17 protein-coding genes are annotated in these 17,503 nt (G+C 68.3%); 7 read left to right on the top strand and 10 right to left on the bottom strand.

Going from position 1 to position 17,503, the window contains the following annotated elements; all coding sequences use genetic code 11:
• Window positions 1–76: 76 nt before the first annotated feature.
• Together C5O27_RS12720 and C5O27_RS12715 are read left to right on the top strand one after the other, a co-directional pair.
• Window positions 77–1,657, top strand: a complete 1,581-nt coding sequence (locus C5O27_RS12720) for a DUF222 domain-containing protein (RefSeq protein WP_164905316.1) — start codon at window positions 77–79, stop codon at window positions 1,655–1,657.
• Window positions 1,658–1,721: 64 nt separating this feature from the next.
• The gene (locus C5O27_RS12715) at window positions 1,722–2,096 is read left to right on the top strand and encodes a DUF5655 domain-containing protein (RefSeq protein ID WP_127962851.1); all 375 of its coding nucleotides are present in this window, start codon (window positions 1,722–1,724) and stop codon (window positions 2,094–2,096) included.
• A gap of 10 nt (window positions 2,097–2,106) precedes the next feature.
• Here the strand turns inward: C5O27_RS12715 and nadC are convergent, their stop codons facing one another.
• The 4 genes from nadC to C5O27_RS12695 all read right to left on the bottom strand — a co-directional run bounded on the left by nadC (window position 2,107) and on the right by C5O27_RS12695 (window position 5,070).
• A complete protein-coding gene (nadC, locus tag C5O27_RS12710) occupies window positions 2,107–3,009 on the bottom strand; it encodes a carboxylating nicotinate-nucleotide diphosphorylase (protein WP_127963831.1) in 903 nt (300 codons plus the stop codon).
• Window positions 3,010–3,023: 14 nt separating this feature from the next.
• The gene (nadA, locus tag C5O27_RS12705; protein WP_127962850.1) at window positions 3,024–4,097 is read right to left on the bottom strand and encodes a quinolinate synthase NadA; all 1,074 of its coding nucleotides are present in this window, start codon (window positions 4,095–4,097) and stop codon (window positions 3,024–3,026) included.
• A gap of 179 nt (window positions 4,098–4,276) precedes the next feature.
• The gene (locus tag C5O27_RS12700; RefSeq protein WP_127962849.1) at window positions 4,277–4,798 is read right to left on the bottom strand and encodes a DUF1990 family protein; all 522 of its coding nucleotides are present in this window, start codon (window positions 4,796–4,798) and stop codon (window positions 4,277–4,279) included.
• A complete protein-coding gene (locus tag C5O27_RS12695; protein ID WP_040004234.1) occupies window positions 4,795–5,070 on the bottom strand; it encodes a helix-turn-helix domain-containing protein in 276 nt (91 codons plus the stop codon). Before C5O27_RS12695 ends, C5O27_RS12700 begins: the two co-directional genes overlap by 4 nt.
• A gap of 84 nt (window positions 5,071–5,154) precedes the next feature.
• On the opposite strand from C5O27_RS12695, the gene map reads away from it, so the two are divergent.
• Both map and C5O27_RS12685 read left to right on the top strand, forming a co-directional pair.
• Window positions 5,155–5,925: a type I methionyl aminopeptidase gene (gene map, locus C5O27_RS12690; protein WP_127962848.1), complete on the top strand. Its 771-nt coding sequence runs from the start codon at window positions 5,155–5,157 to the stop codon at window positions 5,923–5,925.
• A gap of 33 nt (window positions 5,926–5,958) precedes the next feature.
• Entirely contained in the window at window positions 5,959–6,711 is a 753-nt protein-coding gene (locus C5O27_RS12685) for an NUDIX hydrolase (RefSeq protein WP_006359642.1), read from the top strand.
• Here C5O27_RS12685 and C5O27_RS12680 read toward each other — a convergent pair.
• Genes C5O27_RS12680 through C5O27_RS12655 form a run of 6 tightly spaced genes read right to left on the bottom strand, consistent with a single transcriptional unit; the run spans window position 6,674 to window position 11,930 of the window.
• The gene (locus tag C5O27_RS12680) at window positions 6,674–7,312 is read right to left on the bottom strand and encodes a DUF2567 domain-containing protein (protein ID WP_127962847.1); all 639 of its coding nucleotides are present in this window, start codon (window positions 7,310–7,312) and stop codon (window positions 6,674–6,676) included. The genes C5O27_RS12685 and C5O27_RS12680 overlap by 38 nt on opposite strands.
• The gene (gene bsaP, locus C5O27_RS12675) at window positions 7,309–7,548 is read right to left on the bottom strand and encodes a biotin synthase auxiliary protein BsaP (RefSeq protein WP_005198868.1); all 240 of its coding nucleotides are present in this window, start codon (window positions 7,546–7,548) and stop codon (window positions 7,309–7,311) included. The genes C5O27_RS12680 and bsaP overlap by 4 nt, the downstream gene beginning before the upstream one ends.
• Window positions 7,549–7,597: 49 nt before the next feature.
• Complete coding sequence (gene bioB, locus C5O27_RS12670; protein WP_035752615.1) at window positions 7,598–8,635, bottom strand: biotin synthase BioB; 1,038 nt, start codon at window positions 8,633–8,635, stop codon at window positions 7,598–7,600.
• A 48-nt stretch (window positions 8,636–8,683) separates the two neighbouring features.
• Complete coding sequence (gene bioD / locus C5O27_RS12665) at window positions 8,684–9,436, bottom strand: dethiobiotin synthase (protein ID WP_006359645.1); 753 nt, start codon at window positions 9,434–9,436, stop codon at window positions 8,684–8,686.
• Complete coding sequence (locus tag C5O27_RS12660; RefSeq protein WP_006359646.1) at window positions 9,433–10,617, bottom strand: 8-amino-7-oxononanoate synthase; 1,185 nt, start codon at window positions 10,615–10,617, stop codon at window positions 9,433–9,435. Before C5O27_RS12660 ends, bioD begins: the two co-directional genes overlap by 4 nt.
• Window positions 10,614–11,930, bottom strand: a complete 1,317-nt coding sequence (locus tag C5O27_RS12655; protein WP_006359647.1) for an adenosylmethionine--8-amino-7-oxononanoate transaminase — start codon at window positions 11,928–11,930, stop codon at window positions 10,614–10,616. The genes C5O27_RS12660 and C5O27_RS12655 overlap by 4 nt, the downstream gene beginning before the upstream one ends.
• A gap of 132 nt (window positions 11,931–12,062) precedes the next feature.
• Here C5O27_RS12655 and C5O27_RS12650 point away from each other — a divergent pair, with 132 nt between their 5' ends.
• From C5O27_RS12650 to glgX, 3 genes are all read left to right on the top strand, one after another.
• Window positions 12,063–12,620, top strand: coding sequence for a TetR family transcriptional regulator (locus C5O27_RS12650; RefSeq protein WP_006359648.1), 558 nt, complete (start codon window positions 12,063–12,065; stop codon window positions 12,618–12,620).
• A 142-nt stretch (window positions 12,621–12,762) separates the two neighbouring features.
• Entirely contained in the window at window positions 12,763–14,940 is a 2,178-nt protein-coding gene (locus tag C5O27_RS12645) for an acyltransferase family protein (RefSeq protein WP_006359649.1), read from the top strand.
• A gap of 119 nt (window positions 14,941–15,059) precedes the next feature.
• Window positions 15,060–17,501: a glycogen debranching protein GlgX gene (glgX, locus tag C5O27_RS12640; RefSeq protein WP_035752618.1), complete on the top strand. Its 2,442-nt coding sequence runs from the start codon at window positions 15,060–15,062 to the stop codon at window positions 17,499–17,501.
• Window positions 17,502–17,503: the final 2 nt, after the last annotated feature.

Here is a 17,503-nt window from a genome sequence, read left to right as displayed (position 1 = left end):
CGACAAGCGTTGCACCGCAGCGTGATTCCGGGTACAGTCGAATGTATATTCGAACACGGCATCGGGGGTGACCGTCTTGACCGAAATCTCGACCACCGACGGCACTCCGTCGGCCCGCCCCTCCGAACTCGTGCAGGAACTGCACCGGATCACCACCGAACTCCAGGCCGTCGATCTGACGCAGTGCTCCGATGCCGAACTCATCGACGTCGCCGCCGGAACCGAACAGGCCATCGCCCGACTCACTTTCGCCGGCGACCGACAGATCATCGAGATCGCCGACCGCGACCTACCCCACCAGACCGGCCACCGCAGCATCACCCAGTTCATGACCCACCGCCTACGCATGGCCGACCCCATGCGCCGCACCAAACAACGCCACGCGACCGCCACCCACCTCAGCCCGACCGGCGAACCACTCGAACCCGAACGCCCCGCTCTGGCAGAGGCATTGGCCGACGGCAAGGTCAGCACCTCCCACGTCCGGGCAGTACTCGACGTCCTCGACCAGATCCCACACGCCGTCGACCACGACGTGAAAGTCGCCGCCGAACGACAGATGGCCGAGATCGCCGTCGACCACACCCCCGCCGACATCACCGCCCTCGGTGCACGACTACTGGCCCACCTCGACCCAGACGGCACACTGACCGACGACACCGACCGCAAACGTCGCCGCAATCTGTCGGTCAACCGGCAACGCGCCGACGGCACCGCCAAGATGACCGCCAACCTCACCCCCGAACTCCTCGCCCGCATCACCATGCTGCTCGCCGTCTGGGCCAAACCCGGCATGAACAACCCCGACGACCCCGACTCCCCCCACGGTTCCATCGAGGACGCCGACCCCGAGGCGGTCGAAGCCGCAGCCGCACGCGACGACCGCACCCCCGCCCAGCTCAACCACGACGCCCTCAACGCACTCCTGAAAGCCGTGTTCGACGACGGACTCCTGGGTAAGAGCCACCGCGGGTTACCCATCCAGCTGATCATCAAAGCCGACGTCAACGACCTACGACGCGAAGCCGGGTTCGCCACCACCGCGACCGGCACCCTGATCCCGATCACCGACCTCGTCAACCTGGCCGCCGACACCCAACCCTGGCTGGCGGTGTTCAAAGACGCCACCGCAATCCCGCTCTACTTCGGACGCGGCAAGAGGTTGGCCACCCGCGAACAGCGCCTCGTGTCCTTCGCCCGACCCGACGGCGAGGTCTGTTCCACCCCCGACTGCGGCGTATCCGCCGCGCACGTGGAAATGCACCACGCGCAACTGGATTGGGGTCTCGGTGGACTCACCGACATCACCGACCTCGCACCGGCGTGCCCGAAACACAATCGGATGGTCAGCAATGAACCCGGCGGCTACACCACCCGCATGGTCCGTGAAGGTCCCGACGAAGGCCGCTGCGCCTGGCGGTTGAACGCCGAACCCGGCGCACCACCCAACCCCGAACGCATCAACCGCCGACCCGACATACCCCGCCGATTCGCCGAACAACTCAAACAGGTACGCAACGAGATCCACGGACCCGAACCGGAGTCCGGCGCTGAAACGCGCCTTCACCTGCGCCAGATCATCGACCTCCGCAACGCCTCCGACGCCGAAGCCACCCTCGCCTCGATACTCCTCGCCGCCGCCTACCCGCACCGGTGAGAATCGCGGTCGTGAAGAAGGTGGTGGACCGTCGTCGAGGATTCCGTGCGATTCTGGAGCCAGAATGACCATGGACACCCCGCACAAGGTCGAGGACTTCTTTGCAGGCTCGCCGGTGGGCCTGTCGATCCACCGTGCGGTCGAGGACGCCATTCATGAACTGGGAGACGACATCACCGTCCGAGTTACGAAGAGCCAAGTCAACTTTCGACGTCGGACCGGTTTCGCCTTCGTGTGGCGTCCCGGCCTGTACCTGCGATCCGAAGTACCAGCGGTGTTGTCGATCGCCCTTCCGCACCGCATCGACTCTGCCCGCTTCAAGGAAGTCGCGCACCCCTCACCGCGCGTGTGGATGCACCACCTGGAGGTGCGTGGGGCCGCGGAGGTGGACGAGGAGGTCCGCCGGTGGCTCAGTGAGGCCTATGACGCCGCGGACTGACGTCGTCAGACTACGGCGCGGGGATGTCCAGCCCGAGGTCGAGCACCGTGACCGAATGGGTGAGTGCACCGACGGCCAGGTAGTCGACGCCCGTGCGGGCGTAGTCCTCGGCAACGTCGAGCGTCAGACCACCGGAGCTCTCCAGCTTGGTCTGCGGCGAGTGGGTGTTGCGTCGCTGCACGGCCATCTGGGTTTCCCACGGCTCGAAGTTGTCGAGCAGTACCAGCTGCGGCTCGAGGGGAAGCACCTCGTCGAGCTGGGCAAGCGAGTCGACCTCGACCTCGACGGGCAGACCCGGCGCCGCCGCGCGGACAGCCTCCAACGCAGCCGCGACCGAACCGGCCGCCACGACGTGGTTGTCCTTGATCAGGCCGGCGTCGCCGAGGCCCATGCGGTGGTTGACTCCCCCACCTGCACGCACCGCATACTTCTGCAGCAATCGCAACCCGGGAAGCGTCTTTCGGGAGTCGCGGATCTGGGCGGGGGTACCGGCCACCGCATCGACCCATGCACGGGTCGCGGTGGCGATCCCCGACAGATGGCAGATCAGGTTCAGCGCGGTGCGTTCGGCCGTCAGGAGTGCGGCCGTCGGAGCGTGGACGCGCAGGACGACATCGCCGGGTTCGACGACGCTGCCGTCTGCGACGGCGTCGGTCACCTCGAAGTTGCCCGGACCGATGACCTCGTCGAACACCGCGACCACCACCGGCACACCGGCGATCACGCCATGTGCACGGCTGACGATCGCGGCGTCGACGACAGCGCCGGCGGGGACCGTCGACGTGGTGGTGACGTCGGGGCCGTACCGCAGATCCTCGTCGAGTGCGGTTCGGATCAGCGCACGGATCTCATCGTCGACGACCAGATCCAGTGCACCGCCGACCGAAGCCTGACCGATGAAACCCTCACTCACCGCAGAGCTTCCGGTCACTCGCCCGACCCCGGGTTACCGATCGCGATCATCCGCTCGACGCTCTTGCGAGCCTTCTCCGCGACGTCGGTGTCGACGAACACCTCGTCGCGACCCTCACGCAGGCAGCGCAGCAGCGCAGCCGGGGTGATCATCTTCATGTAGGGGCACGACGCGCGGTCGTTCACGGCCTGGAAGTCGACGCCCGGTGCGGCCTTGCGCAGCTGGTGCAGCATGCCGATCTCGGTGGCGACGAGAACCTGCTTGGCGCCGGTCTCACGGGCAGCGTCGAGCATGCCGCCGGTCGAGAGGATCTTCACGCGATCCTCGGGCACCGCACCCTCGCCCGCCAGATAGAGAGCCGAAGTGGCGCAACCGCATTCGGGGTGGATGAACAGGTCGGCATCGGGGTGCGACGCGGCCTGGTCGGCCAGTTCGTCACCGTTGATGCCGGCGTGCACGTGGCACTCGCCCGCCCAGATGTGGATGTTGTCGCGGCCGGTCTCGCGCTTGACGTGCGCACCGAGGAACTGGTCCGGGAGGAACAGCACATCGCGATCGGGATCGATCGAGGCGACGACGTCGACGGCGTTCGACGAGGTGCAGCAGATGTCGGTCAGGCCCTTCACCTCTGCCGTGGTGTTCACATACGACACCACGAGCGCATCGGGGAACTCGGCCTTCCAGGCGCGCAACTCGTCGGCGGTGATCGAGTCGGCCAGCGAGCAGCCGGCGCGCTCGTCCGGGATGAGGACACGCTTCTCGGGGCTGAGGATCTTGGCGGTCTCCGCCATGAAGTGGACACCGCAGAAGATGATCTCGTCGGAGTCGACCTCCGCCGCGATTCGCGACAGGGCCAGCGAGTCACCGACGTGGTCGGCGACGTCCTGGATGGCGGGAAGTTGGTAGTTGTGTGCGAGCAGGGTCGCGTTGCGGGCACGCGCGAGGCGTCGGACCTCGTCCGCCCACTCCTGAGTCGGTTCGACACCGGTGTAGCCGCCCGGTGCGTCGAACCATTCGGCATCCATGAGCGCTGAACCCGAAACAGCTGGCGCGGTCACGGCCGCCGGGCGATCACTGGTGATGCTCATTGCCACTCCTCTGGCTGTCCCGGCGGACGTCTACGACCACCGGGTCATCGGTGTCCCCGGAGCACGGGCCGTGTGTCCGAGGCAGGGTTTTCGACTCATGGTCGAAAACGCTATGCATCGTAACATTCACCACACCCGGTTCATTCCCGTCGTCCCTCGCGCCAGAGCAGGCCGACCGGTCAGGAGCACATCAGGGCGTCGAGGTACCGCTCGGCGATCCGCGACTGCGCCACCCGCCCGATCGGGCCACCGAGTCGCGTGAACCAGCGGCCCGGTCTCGAGAACGCGACGATGTGCGCGACCACGGAGTCGTCCGGGAGTCGCTGAACCCAGAACCGCTCCTCCCCGATCTCCGGGTGACCGGGCAGGGTCCCGTAGGCGAAGCCGCGCTCAGCCCCCGAATCGATCGACCCCGAATCGATCACCTCGATGACCCGACACGCGGCAGAGATCCGCACGGGGCCCACGCCCAGACGCATCGACACCGTGGCACCGACTTCGGCAGCAGGAGTGGAGGCGTCGACGCCGATCCCGGCGCGACGGTGCATGTCCCAGTTCAGGATTCGGTCTGCGGCGGTGGTGAAACATCCCTCGCCCGCACCGATCACGCGCGATCGCCGCAGATGGTGATAACCCGCCGGCAGCTCTCCGGCCGTCGCACCGACCTCCGCGTAGGTGAGGCCCGACGGACGCGGCGTCACCCGGCGCGCGCCACCTCGGCGTCGAGGACGGTGTCGTCATGCACCGCCGCCAGGTCGTCGAGCGAGGTGTTCAGCGACCGAGCGAGCGCGGCGATGGTGGCGAACGCGGGCGTCGGCATGCGGCCCGTCTCGATCTTGCGCAGCGTCTCCGGGGAGATCCCCGCGCTGACGGCCACCTCACCGAGAGGACGGGCGCCACGGAGTTCGCGCAGCCGGGCGCCCAGACGGCGGCCGGCGTCGATCTGTTCCGGCGTCAACGGGTTGCGGACCATGCCCACGATCCTAGCCGATGCGGTATACATATACCGAGAGTCCGGTATTTCTATACCGCCATCGTCAGCGAAGGGGAAATGGGAATGGTCGAGCTGAAGTCACCGTCCGAGGCCGACGCCATGGCGGTGACCGGCGCGTTCATCGCGGACCTGCTCGCCGACCTCGCGGAACGGGCCGACGTCGGGGTCAATCTCCTCGACCTCGAGCAGCGCGCCCGCGACCTCATCGCCGATCGCGGCGCGAAATCCTGCTACTGGGACTACTCGCCCTCGTTCGGCCACGGCCCCTTCCGCAACGTCATCTGCCTGTCGGTGAACGATGCGGTCCTGCACGGCCTCCCCCACGACTACGTCCTGGCCGACGGCGACCTGCTGTCCATGGACATCGCGGTCTCGATCGACGGCTGGGTCGCCGATTCCGCCCGCAGCGTCATCGTCGGCACACCCCGCCCGGAGGATCAGCGTCTCGTCCGGGCGACCGAGGAGGCCCTGGCGGCGGCCATCGACGCCGCCCGCCCCGACGCCCGGCTCGGCGACATCTCCGCCGCGATCGGAACCGTCGCCAAGTCCTACGGATACCGCGTCAACACGGAGTTCGGCGGCCACGGCCTCGGGCGCACCATGCACGAGGACCCGCATGTGGCGAACATCGGCAAGGCCGGTCGCGGAATGAAACTGCGGCCCGGGCTGACACTGGCGCTCGAACCCTGGTTCACGCTCGGCACCGACCGCATCAAGTTCGACGCCGACGGCTGGACGATCCGATCGTTCGACGGCTCTCGCGGTGCGCACAGCGAACACACCATCGCGGTCACCGACGGCGCGGCACGCGTGTTGACGTCGAAGGTTCGCTGATCACGCGGCGTCGGGGGCCATACAATCGACGCCATGCCAGCCGCCGGGTCCGATCCCTCCAGTTCCGACGGCTCACAAGCGTCGGACAACGCGACCGGTCTACGGGTCGAGGTCCTCAGCGTCGTCTTCCAGGTCCGCACCCCGCCTTCCGCGGACGGCTGCGACGTCCACGCCGCGCTCTGCGTCCTGCTCTCCCGCACCGCCACCGAACCCGGCCGCTGGTCACTGCCGGGCGGCGATGTCGCCGGCGACGAGACGTTGTCGGTCGTCGCGCGACGCCTCGTCGCCGACACGATGGACGTCCGCGACATCGCTCACCTCGAGCAACTGTCGGTCTTCTCCGATCCGGCACGCGTTCCCGGAGTCCGCACGATCGCGTCGACCTACATGGGTCTCGTCCGCTCGGACAGCCCGGTGACCCTGCCCGAGGGGGCGGCCTGGTTCGCCGTCGACGCGTTGCCGCCGGTGGCCTTCGACCACGCCGAGATCATCGACACCGCCCGGCATCGACTGGCGGCCAAACTCTCCTACACCAACATCGCTTTCGCGCTGGCACCGAAGCAGTTCCCGATGTCGGAGCTGTCGGAGATCTATTGCGCCGCACTCGGTTACCCGGTGGATACGACCAACCTGCTGCGCATCCTGAGCCGACGCGCCGTGGTGGTGTCCACCGGTACCGTCGGCAAGACGGGCCGGTCCGGCGGGCGGCCGCCGGCGCTCTATGCCTTCGCCGACAACGAGTTACGCGTCACAGATGAGTTCGCGACGCTGCGTCCGCCGATGTGACCGCCGATGTCACCGCCGACCCGGGAGGATCGTCGGCGGGGTGCTCGTCGTCGAGATCCCCGACGCCGAGATCTGCTGTGCGTGAGGACAAGACGCAGACCAGGTAGACGAGCGCACACGCGAACGGCGCGCAGATGAGCAGCGTCCAGGGCGCGCTGTGTCCGGCGCGTGTACCGCCGTCGAGCCAGAGTTCGGGCACCACGCGGTAGACCGACTCCAGCGGAAGTCCGGCGAGGTCATCGTCGAACCGGAAGCCCGCCAGCCACATTCCGACCTGCGCGCCGAGCGCGGAGCCGGCCACCGTGCCGGCGGCCGGCACCAGGAAACCGGTGACGCCTCGCCACGGCCGCGCCGCAGCCCACGCGACCAGTGCGGCGATGCCGCCGTAGGTGAACATGATCAGCGCGAAGGCACCGACACCGTCGAAATCGGTCGAGATGCCGTCGCGAGTCAGACCCTTCAGGACGACGCCGGTGGTCGGCGGCGTAACCAGCGCCCAGATCCCGCCGGCGACCCCGCCGAGCACGATCACCACCGCGGTCACGGTGAGCAGGGTCGTGACCGGCCGGGCGGGACGCCGTCCGGACACCGGACCGCTCACCGACGACCCAGTTCGGCCGAGTCGACCGTCCCGTGGCGGGAGCATCGTGCGCTCCAGCCGTCGGGACGGACCTGCACGACCATGCGACGTCCGCACTGTCCGCAGAAACGCGGCGGTTCAAGCCCCAGTCGCGCGGCCGGCGGGATGGCGTCGGGTGCCTGCAGTTCCAGTTCGAGGCCGGTGTACACGCCGAACCTGCACGGTTCGGCGAGCGGCCCCGGGACGGTGTCGATCATGAGAGAACACGCTACCGATCGTCTGGGAAGGTCGGGAGTGGCGGAGAGGTCAGATCGTGTCGTTGAGCGACTTGATCGGCATCGACAGATCGCTGAGGAGGTCGAGGTCGTCCTCCGCAGGCCGGCCGAGCGTCGTCAGGTAGTTGCCGACGATGACGGCATTGATGCCGCCGAGGATGCCCTGCTTGGCCCCGAGGTCGCCCAGGGTGATCTCGCGACCGCCGGCGAAGCGCAGGATGGTGCGCGGCAGGGCGAGGCGGAAGGCGGCCACCGACTTCAGTGCCTCGGACGCCGGGAGCACCTCGAGGTCACCGAAGGGCGTACCCGGGCGGGGGTTGAGAAAGTTCAGCGGCACCTCGTCGGGCTCGAGTGCGGCCAGGTCGGCGGCGAACTCGGCGCGCTGCTCGAGGCTCTCCCCCATGCCGAGGATGCCGCCGCAGCACACCTCCATGCCCGCTTCGCGCACCATGCGCAGCGTGTCCCAACGCTCCTCCCACGTATGCGTCGTGACGACGTTCGGGAAGTGACTGCGCGCGGTCTCGAGGTTGTGGTTGTAGCGGTGCACACCCATGTCGCGGAGCTGGTCGACCTGCTCCTGGGTGAGCATCCCGAGGCTGCAGGCGATCTGGATGTCGACCTCGTTGCGGATCGCCTCGATGCCGGCGGCGACCTGGCTCAGCAGACGCTCGTCGGGGCCACGGACGGCGGCGACGATGCAGAACTCGGTCGCACCGGTCTTGGCGGTCTGCTTGGCGGCCTCCACCAGCGACGGGATGTCGATCCAGGCGCTGCGCACCGGCGAGGCGAAAAGTCCCGACTGCGAGCAGAAGTGACAGTCCTCCGGGCAGCCACCGGTCTTCAACGAGATGATGCCCTCGACCTCGACCTCCGGACCGCACCACTTCATGCGCACGTCGTGGGCGAGCTGAAGCAGCTCGGTCAGGCGATCGTCGTCCAGGCGCAGCACGGCCAGGACCTGCTCACGGTCGAGCGGTTCACCACGCTCGAGTACCTGTTCGCGGGCGATGGCGAGGATGTCATCGGACGTCTGTGCGTCGTGGGCGGTGTCGACGGTTGCCTGTGTCACGGGGCTGAACTCCTTGTACTGGAATCGGTTCGGGCGGGCTGGATCGAGCTACGGGGTGTGGGCGAACGAGGCCCGACGACTGGTGAGTGATCCGGCCAGCCAGTCGGGGTCGAACCACGTCGGGGCGGTTCGACGGAACTCCGCGGGATCGAGGGAGGCAGCCCCGGCGGGCAGCACACCCACCACCGGGACACCGGTGATCCGCGGCAGGTCGGATCGGTTGCAGCGCATGGCGAGGTCGGGCTCCTCCGGCCACCAGCCGATCACGAGCCCCGCCGGCCGGAGTCCCCGTGCGCGCACCGCATTCACGGTCAGCTCGGCGTGGTTGAGGGCACCGAGGCCGGGAGCCACGACGATGACGACGCCGTCGCCTGTGTCGGGCACGAGGGTCTCGGCGGCGATGTCGAGGATCGTCGCGGACTCCCCCAGCCGCACCAGGACCCCACCGGCCCCTTCGACGAGGGTGAGGTCGTGGGTGGCCGCGAGGTCGTCGACCGCGCGCACGATCACCGACGGATCGGCGAGCGGCATACCCGCACGCCGCGCCGCGGTGTCCGGTGCGAGCGGCTCGGGGTAGCGATAGGACTCGACCGCACTCACGTCCCCCGCCAGGCGCACGACTTCGGCGAGGTCGCCGGGTTCGGTTGGGGCGACGCCGGTTTGGACGGGTTTGCAGATGGCGACGGTGTCCATGCGTCCCGCAGCGGCGAGGGCGGCGGTGACGACCGTCTTGCCGACGTCGGTCGAGGTACCGGTGACGGCAAGGACGCGACCTCGGGCCGGAGATGGCTGTGCGTTCATCGGGCACCCACCTCACGTAGCGCGGCGTCGACGACCTCGGCGACGTGGTCGAGAGTCGCGGCGTCGAGGTCGGCGCGGACGGTGATCCGCAGGCGGGATGTGCCCGGCGGGACCGACGGCGGGCGGAAGCACCCGACTAGGACTCCGCGATCACGGCAGGCCGCGGCCGCGTCGACGGCTCGCTGCGGATCGCCGACGATGATCGAGATGACGGCGGCGGCAGGCTCGTCGACGCCGCAAGCGCGCGCCAGGTGGCGAGCGTTGTCCCGCAACCGGTCCGGCAGCGCGGGGTAGGCCCGCAGTACTCGTAGTGCGGCACGAGCCGCGCCGACCGCCGCCGGATTCAGTCCGGTGTCGAAGATGAACGGGCGCGCGCAGTCGATCAGGTGCGACCGGAGGATCTCCGGTCCGAGGACCACCCCACCCTGCGCCCCGAAGGACTTGGACAAGACCGTGGTGACCACCAGATCCGGCGCACCGGAAAGTCCCTGTTCGGCAACGAGCCCGCGTCCACCGGGACCGCGAACGCCGACGGCGTGGGCCTCATCGACGAGCAGCACCGCACCGTGCGCGCGGGCCGCGGCGTACAGGTCGGCGACCGGGGCCGGCTCACCGTCGATGCTGTACACCGAGTCGGTGACCACGAGAGCACGTTCCTCGGTGCGCGCGGCAAGCGCGGCCCGTACTGCCTCGTGATCGCCGCGGTCGACGACCACCACGCGTGCCCGAGACAGGCGGCACCCGTCGATCAGCGACGCATGCGACCCGGTGTCACTGACAATCAAATCGCCGCGTCCGGCGAGTGCGGTCACCGCACCGACGTTGGCGAGATAGCCAGACGAAAAGGTTAGTGCTGCAGGAAAACCAAGGAAATCGGCCAGTTCGTTCTCGAGGTCGACATGGGCCGCGGTGGTGCCGACGACGAGCCTCGACGCCGTCGACCCGCCACCCCACTGCGCGGCCGCGGCCTGCGCACCGGCGATGACGTCGGGGTGCGTCGACAGTCCGAGGTAGTCGTTCGAGCCGAGATTGACGGCGTCGGCACCGGCTCGTCGGACATGCGGCTCGCGATGCAGGCCGGCCTCGGCACGATCACGTGCGGCACGGGCGAGCCAGGCGAGTCCGACCTCACCCGAGGTGACATCCTGGCCGGCCACCGGCTGTCCCGAGGTGATCGTCATGATCGCGCCCCCACGAGTTCGGAAGATGCAGAGGATGTTTCGCCGAGCGTGGCACGCACGGCTGCGGAGATTCCGCGGACGATCGTCGCGACGTCCTCGGGCGTGCAGATGAACGGCGGCATCGTGTAGACGAGGTTGCGGAAGGGCCGCAGCCACGCGCCGGCGTCGATCGCGGCCGCGGTGGCCGCCGGCATGTCGACGGGACGGTCGAGTTCGACGACGCCGATCGCACCGTGTACGCGGACGTCGACAATGCCGTCGAGGTCCCGCAACGGCGCCAGCCCCTCGGCGAGGCCCGCACCGATCTCCGCCACGCGCTCGGCCCAGGGCGTCTCCAGCAGCAGCTCGATCGCGGCGACGGCCACCGCGCAGGCGAGCGGGTTGGCCATGAACGTCGGGCCGTGGGCGAGTCCGCCGGCCTCCCCCGCGCTGATGACCTCGGCGAGATGGGACGTGCAGAGTGTCGCCGCGAGCGTCATGTATCCGCCGGTGAGCGCCTTGCCGACACACATGATGTCGGGGGCGACCCGCGCGGCGTCGGCGGCGAAGAGGGTTCCGGTCCGGCCGAAGCCGGTGGCGATCTCGTCGAAGATCAGCAGGACGCCGTGACGGTCGCAGATGTCGCGCAGGGCGGACAGATATGCAGGGTCGTGGAAGCGCATACCGCCGGCGCCCTGGACGACCGGTTCGACGATGACGGCGGCGAGCTCGTCGCGGTGCTCGCGGACCGCGTCCTCCAGGGTGGCCACGTACTCCGGTCGGAAGTCGGCCGGAGGTGCGTCGACGAAGACCTGCCGTGCGAGCACCGCCGACCACATCGCGTGCATGCCGCCGTCGGGGTCGCAGACGCTCATCGGGGTGAAGGTGTCCCCGTGGTAGCCACCGCGCCAGGTCAGCAGACGGGTGCGCTGCGTCTCCCCGCGGCTCCGCCAGTACTGCAATGCCATCTTCGCCGCGACCTCGACCGAGACCGATCCCGAATCGCAGAAGAACACCTTCTGCAACGGTTCGGGGGTGAGTTCGACGAGGAGTTGCGCGAGCCGCGCGGCGGGTTCGTGGGTGAGGCCACCGAACATGACATGCGACATGCGCCCCATCTGGACGGCGGCCGCGGCGTCGAGGCGCGGGTGCCGGTAACCGTGGATCGCGGCCCACCACGAACTCATGCCGTCGACCACCGATCGTCCGTCGGCCAGCTCCAGGTGAACCCCCGACGCCGACGCGACCACCAGGGGTTCGGTCGTTGCGGGCAGTGCCCCGTAGGGATGCCAGATGTGCTCGGCGTCGACGCGGCTGACCTCGGCCTGGTCCACGACGCACTCCTCCTGCTCTCCCCGGATCGCCTGGACACCGTCCAGGATTCCTGAACACCGTACAGGGAGAGCCTGGACGGTGTACAGGTGGCTCGCGTCGGGCGGCCCGATCGGGGTCACTACGCTGACCGCGTGAGCAACAGCCGCACCGACGTCCTCCGCGCCGCCCGCGACATCCTGCGCGAGCACAGCCTGGCCGACCTGTCGATGCGCCGGCTCGCCACGGAGCTCGGGGTTCGCCCCAACGCCCTGTACTGGCATTTCCCCAACAAACAGACCCTGCTGGCCGCTCTGGCCGACGACATCCTGGGCGCGGTGACGATCCCCGCCGCCGATCTGCGGTGGGACGAGCGGCTGCGGCTGCTCGCCACCGGGATGCGCGCGGCCCTGCTGGAGGTGCCCGACAGCGCCGAGGTCGTGTCGTCGAGCTGGGCCAGCGGCCTGTCCACCAAGGCCATCGCCGCAGACATCGTCGCGGCCGGACATTCCGGCGGGCTCTCGCTGCGTGACGCGGAGGCCGCCGGCGTCGCGATCTGTCAGCTCGTCATCGGCCTGACCATCGAGGAACAGACCCGCGCACAGATGGAACGCCTCGGCGTCATCGAACCGTCGGGCCGCGACTTCACCGGCGAGTTCGTCGACGGACTGACGATCATCCTCGACGGGGCCCGCACCCGAGCGCGTCGCTGACATTCCTGCGCCCCGTGACCAACTCCACCGGGTGTCGCGACCGTCACGACTCAGGAATTCACAGCTTCTGCGGGTACATTGCTACCCGGCCGAAACCGTTCCCGACCCGAAAGACTTCTCTGTGGCATCGACGACTCGAGTAGTGGCGCCGGAGTCGGCCCCCTCGACGCCGACGACCCCTGCCTACCGCACCGACCTCGACGGACTGCGCGGCATCGCGATCACCCTCGTGGCCTGTTTCCACGTGTGGTTCGGGAAGGTCTCCGGCGGCGTCGACGTCTTCCTCACCCTGTCGGGATACTTCTTCCTCGGTTCGCTCCTCCGGCATGCGATCTACGCGCAGAAGCCGAACGTCACCTTCCGCGACACCCTCGATCCGTGGCCGCGACTGAAGCGACTACTGAAGCGACTGCTGCCCGCACTGATCACCGTGCTCCTCGCGGTCACGGTGCTCACCGTCGTGGTCCTGCCGCAGACCCGCTGGGCCAACATCGGCAACGAGGTCGTGGCCAGCGCCCTCTACTACCAGAACTGGTACCTGGCTCTGAACTCCCAGGACTACCTGGCCGCGAGTTCGGCCAACAGTCCCCTGCAGCACATCTGGTCGATGTCGATGCAGGGACAGTTCTTCCTGCTGACCCTGCTCGTCGCCCTGGCGTTCGCCGGCGTCCTCAAGCTGCTCGCACACTTCGCGCGCCCGTTCGCCGACCCGCGGGTCATCAGATTCCTGGTCGGCGCCGCGGTCTTCGTGGTCGCGCTGGGATCGTTCTGGTGGGCACATCGCGGCATGGCCATCAACCAGCCGTACAACTACTACTCCACGCTCTCGCGGCTGTGGGAGCCGCTGGCCGGTGGGCTGCTGGCGATCTGGCTGCCGAGCCTCCGCGTCCCCAACTGGCTGCGCAACGTCGCCACCGTCGCGGCCCTCGCGCTGATCGTCAGCTGCGGGTTCTGGATCGACGGCGTCGCCGAGTACCCGGGCCCGATGGCACTCGTTCCGGTCGGGGCGACGCTGATCATCATCTGGGCGGGCGCGACCGCATTGCAGAAGGCGCCGCGCGGTTCGCATGCCGCCCCGGACGGGATGCCGGCCGCCAACCGCATGCTGGCGAGTACCTGGCCGGTGTGGCTGGGCACCATCGCCTACTCGCTGTACCTGTGGCACTGGCCCCTGCTGATCTTCTACCTCACCTGGCGGGACAAGAACCACGCGAACTTCCTCGAGGGAGTCGGCATCCTCGGGGTGTCGATCGGTCTCGCCTGGCTCACCAAGCGCTACATCGAGGACCCGCTCCGCGGCGGTGACCGGGCGGCCCTCCCCCGGGGCAACCGCGCGGGACGGTCGCGGTGGCTGTCCTACACGTCGGTGGTGACGGCGATCCTGCTGCTCGGCAGCGTGGTGGCCGGCGTCGCCATCAAGGTGTGGGAGAACCACGTCGACAACATCGTCGTCGACACCAAGAACCTCGACCCGCGGTCGTACCCGGGTGCGCGTGCCCTGCTCGACGGGTGGCCGGTCCCCGCCCTCGATCCCCAACCGTCGGCGCTGGAAGTCATCCAGGACTACCCGGAGACCTCCACCGACGGATACATGAGCGACTTCACCGACAACGAGATCCATGTCGGTGTGTACGGCGACCCGAACGCCACCCGCACGATCGCACTGGCCGGCGGCTCGCACGCGGAGATGTGGATCTCCGCGCTCGACACCCTCGGCAAGCGCAACGGGTTCAAGGTCAAGACCTACCTGAAGATGGGTTGTCCGCTGTCGACCAACGAGGTCCCCAAACAGCGCGGCGTCCCCTACCCCGAGTGTTACGACTGGGGCCAGCGTGTCATCGAACAGGTCATCGCCGACAAACCCGACGCGGTGTTCACCAACTCGACGCGACCGCGCGACTACCAACCCGGCGACTGGGTGCCGCCGGACTACACCCCGATCTTCGATCGCTTCCTCGGTGCCGGCGTCCCGGTGTTCGGCATGCGGGACACGCCGTGGCCGAAGAACGGCAAGGGCACCATCGACACGCCCATCTGCCTCGCCGACGGCGGCGACGCGGAGAGCTGCGGTTCGCGACGTGCCGCCGTCCTCGCACCCGAGGACCCGGCGCTCGAGCTCGCCGCCACCCGCCCCGACTTCCACCCGCTGGACATGTCGAACGGCATCTGCACCGACGACTTCTGCCCGGCGATCATCGGCAACATCACCGTCTACAAGGACCCCCATCACCTCTCGGCCACGTTTGTCCGGAGTCTCACCGACGAGCTCGGCCGGCAGATGGAGGCCCAACTGCCCTGGACCGGCCCGCAGGTGCCGTGACCTGCGTCTTTCACATTCCTTCCGGTGTCGCGTATAAGCCGCCGGGCGGACCGGCCGCTCCGGGCGGACGTTTCGCTCTCCGAGATGACCACCTGACACAACACGACTAGGGTCAACCCATGACGTCGTCTCCGAAGGTGGGCAGTACCGCTTCGCCAACCGCGGGTGAACAACCGGATCCGGGTACGAGCGACACCCCGCCGCTCCCCATGCCGGACGACCCGGTCCAGGCCGACGCACTCGTCGAACCCGAACCCGCACCGATCCCGGTGTGGCCGGGCACCCCGTACCCGCTCGGGGCGACCTACGACGGTGCGGGAACCAACTTCTCGCTGTTCTCCGAGGTCGCCGAAGCCGTCGAGCTGTGCCTCATCGACCGGGACGGCAAGGAACGTCGCATCCGTCTCGAAGAGGTCGACGGCTACTGCTGGCACTGCTACCTGCCGAACGTGGTGCCGGGACAGTTCTACGGCTTCCGCGTGCACGGCCCCTACGACCCCTCCCGCGGACTGCGATGCGACCCGAGCAAGCTGCTTCTCGACCCGTACGGCAAGGCTTTCCACGGCGACTTCGACGGTGACGCCTCACTGTTCTCCTACCCCCTGCCGACGCCCGACGACGCGGAGGGCCCGCCCGAGGACCCCACCGAGGAACCTGTGGCGGACGCCGACGCTTCGGAGGTCGACGCGGCAGAGGACGAGGCCGCACCCGAGGCCACCGACGGCGAGGTCGCCGAGGCCACCGACGATGCGGAAACGGTTGAACTCGAACCTCTTCCGGAGAACCCGCCCGCTCCCGAGCACCCGATGCCCGGGCTCGACTCGCTCGGGCACACGATGGTCTCGGTGGTCATCAACCCGTATTTCGACTGGCAGAACGACCGCTCGCCCAATCGCCCCTACCACCAGACGGTCATCTACGAGGCCCACGTCAAGGGCATGACCGCCACCCATCCCGGCGTGCCCGAGAACCTACGCGGCACCTACGCGGGCCTCTGCCATCCGGTGATCATCGATCACCTGAAGTCGCTGGGTGTCACCGCGATCGAACTGATGCCGGTCCACCAGTTCATGCAGGATTTCACCCTCCGCGACCAGGGGTTGCGAAACTACTGGGGATACAACACCTTCGGATTCCTCGCGCCGCACATCGAGTACTCGTCGACCCCGGATCAACCCGCCAGCGCGGTCACCGAGTTCAAGGCGATGGTCCGCGAATTCCACAACGCGGGCATCGAGGTCATCCTCGACGTGGTCTACAACCACACCGCCGAGGGCAACCACCTGGGTCCGACGGTCTGCTTCCGCGGCATCGACAACGCGGCCTACTACCGCCTCGTCGACGGCGAGCCCGAGATGTACATGGACTACACGGGTACCGGCAACAGCCTCAACGGCCGGCATCCGCACACGCTGCAGCTGATCATGGACTCGCTGCGCTACTGGATCCTGGAGATGCACGTCGACGGATTCCGCTTCGACCTCGCCTCCACGCTGGCCCGCGAACTCCACGACGTCGACCGCCTCTCGGCGTTCTTCGATCTGGTGCAACAGGATCCGGTCGTGAGCCAGGTCAAGCTGATCGCCGAGCCGTGGGACATCGGCGAGGGCGGTTATCAGGTCGGCAACTTCCCGCCGTTGTGGACCGAGTGGAACGGGAAGTACCGCGACACGGTGCGCGACTACTGGCGCGGCGAGCCGTCGACGCTGGGCGAGTTCGCCTCCCGGCTCACCGGGTCGTCGGACCTCTACGCGGCGACCGGCCGGCGGCCACTCGCGAGCATCAACTTCGTCATCGCCCACGACGGCTTCACGCTGCGCGACCTGGTGTCGTACAACGAGAAACACAACATGGCCAACGGTGAGGACAACCGCGACGGCGAGAGCCACAACCGATCCTGGAACTGTGGCGTCGAGGGCCCGACGGACGATCCCGAGATCAACGCCCTGCGTGCCCGGCAACAGCGCAACATCCTGGCGACGCTCTTCCTGTCGCAGGGCACGCCGATGCTGGCCCACGGTGACGAGATCGGCCGCACCCAGCAGGGCAACAACAACGTGTACTGCCAGGACTCCGAATTGTCCTGGGTGGACTGGTCTCTCGCCGAGGAGAACGCCGATCTGCTGGAGTTCACCCGCAAGGCCATCGCGCTGCGGACCGCGCATCCGGTGTTCCGCCGTCGACGCTTCTTCGGCGGCAAGCCGATCCGGTGGGGCGATCAGTCCCTCGACATCGCGTGGCTCACACCCGCCGGTGTGGAGATGACGTCCGCGGACTGGGACAGCGGCTTCGGCAAGAGTCTCGCGGTGTTCCTGAACGGAAAGGGGCTCGGCGAGAAGGACGAACGGGGTGAATGGGTCGTCGACGACTCGTTCTTCATCTGCTTCAACGCCCACTACGAACCCATCGACTTCCATCTACCGCCGGAACAATACGGCCTCGAGTGGGTCGGTGAACTCGACACCACCCATCCGACCGGCGACTCGGATCTGACCGCCGCCTGCCGAGATTCGGTGACGGTCGGCGGCCGGTCCGTGCTCGTCCTGCGGAAGACGTCCTGACC

Origin of the sequence: Gordonia alkanivorans (genome assembly GCF_004011905.1) — a bacterium.
In the GTDB taxonomy this organism is placed as follows: Bacteria; Actinomycetota; Actinomycetes; order Mycobacteriales; family Mycobacteriaceae; genus Gordonia; species Gordonia alkanivorans.
This window is presented reverse-complemented; position numbering and strand designations above follow the sequence as displayed.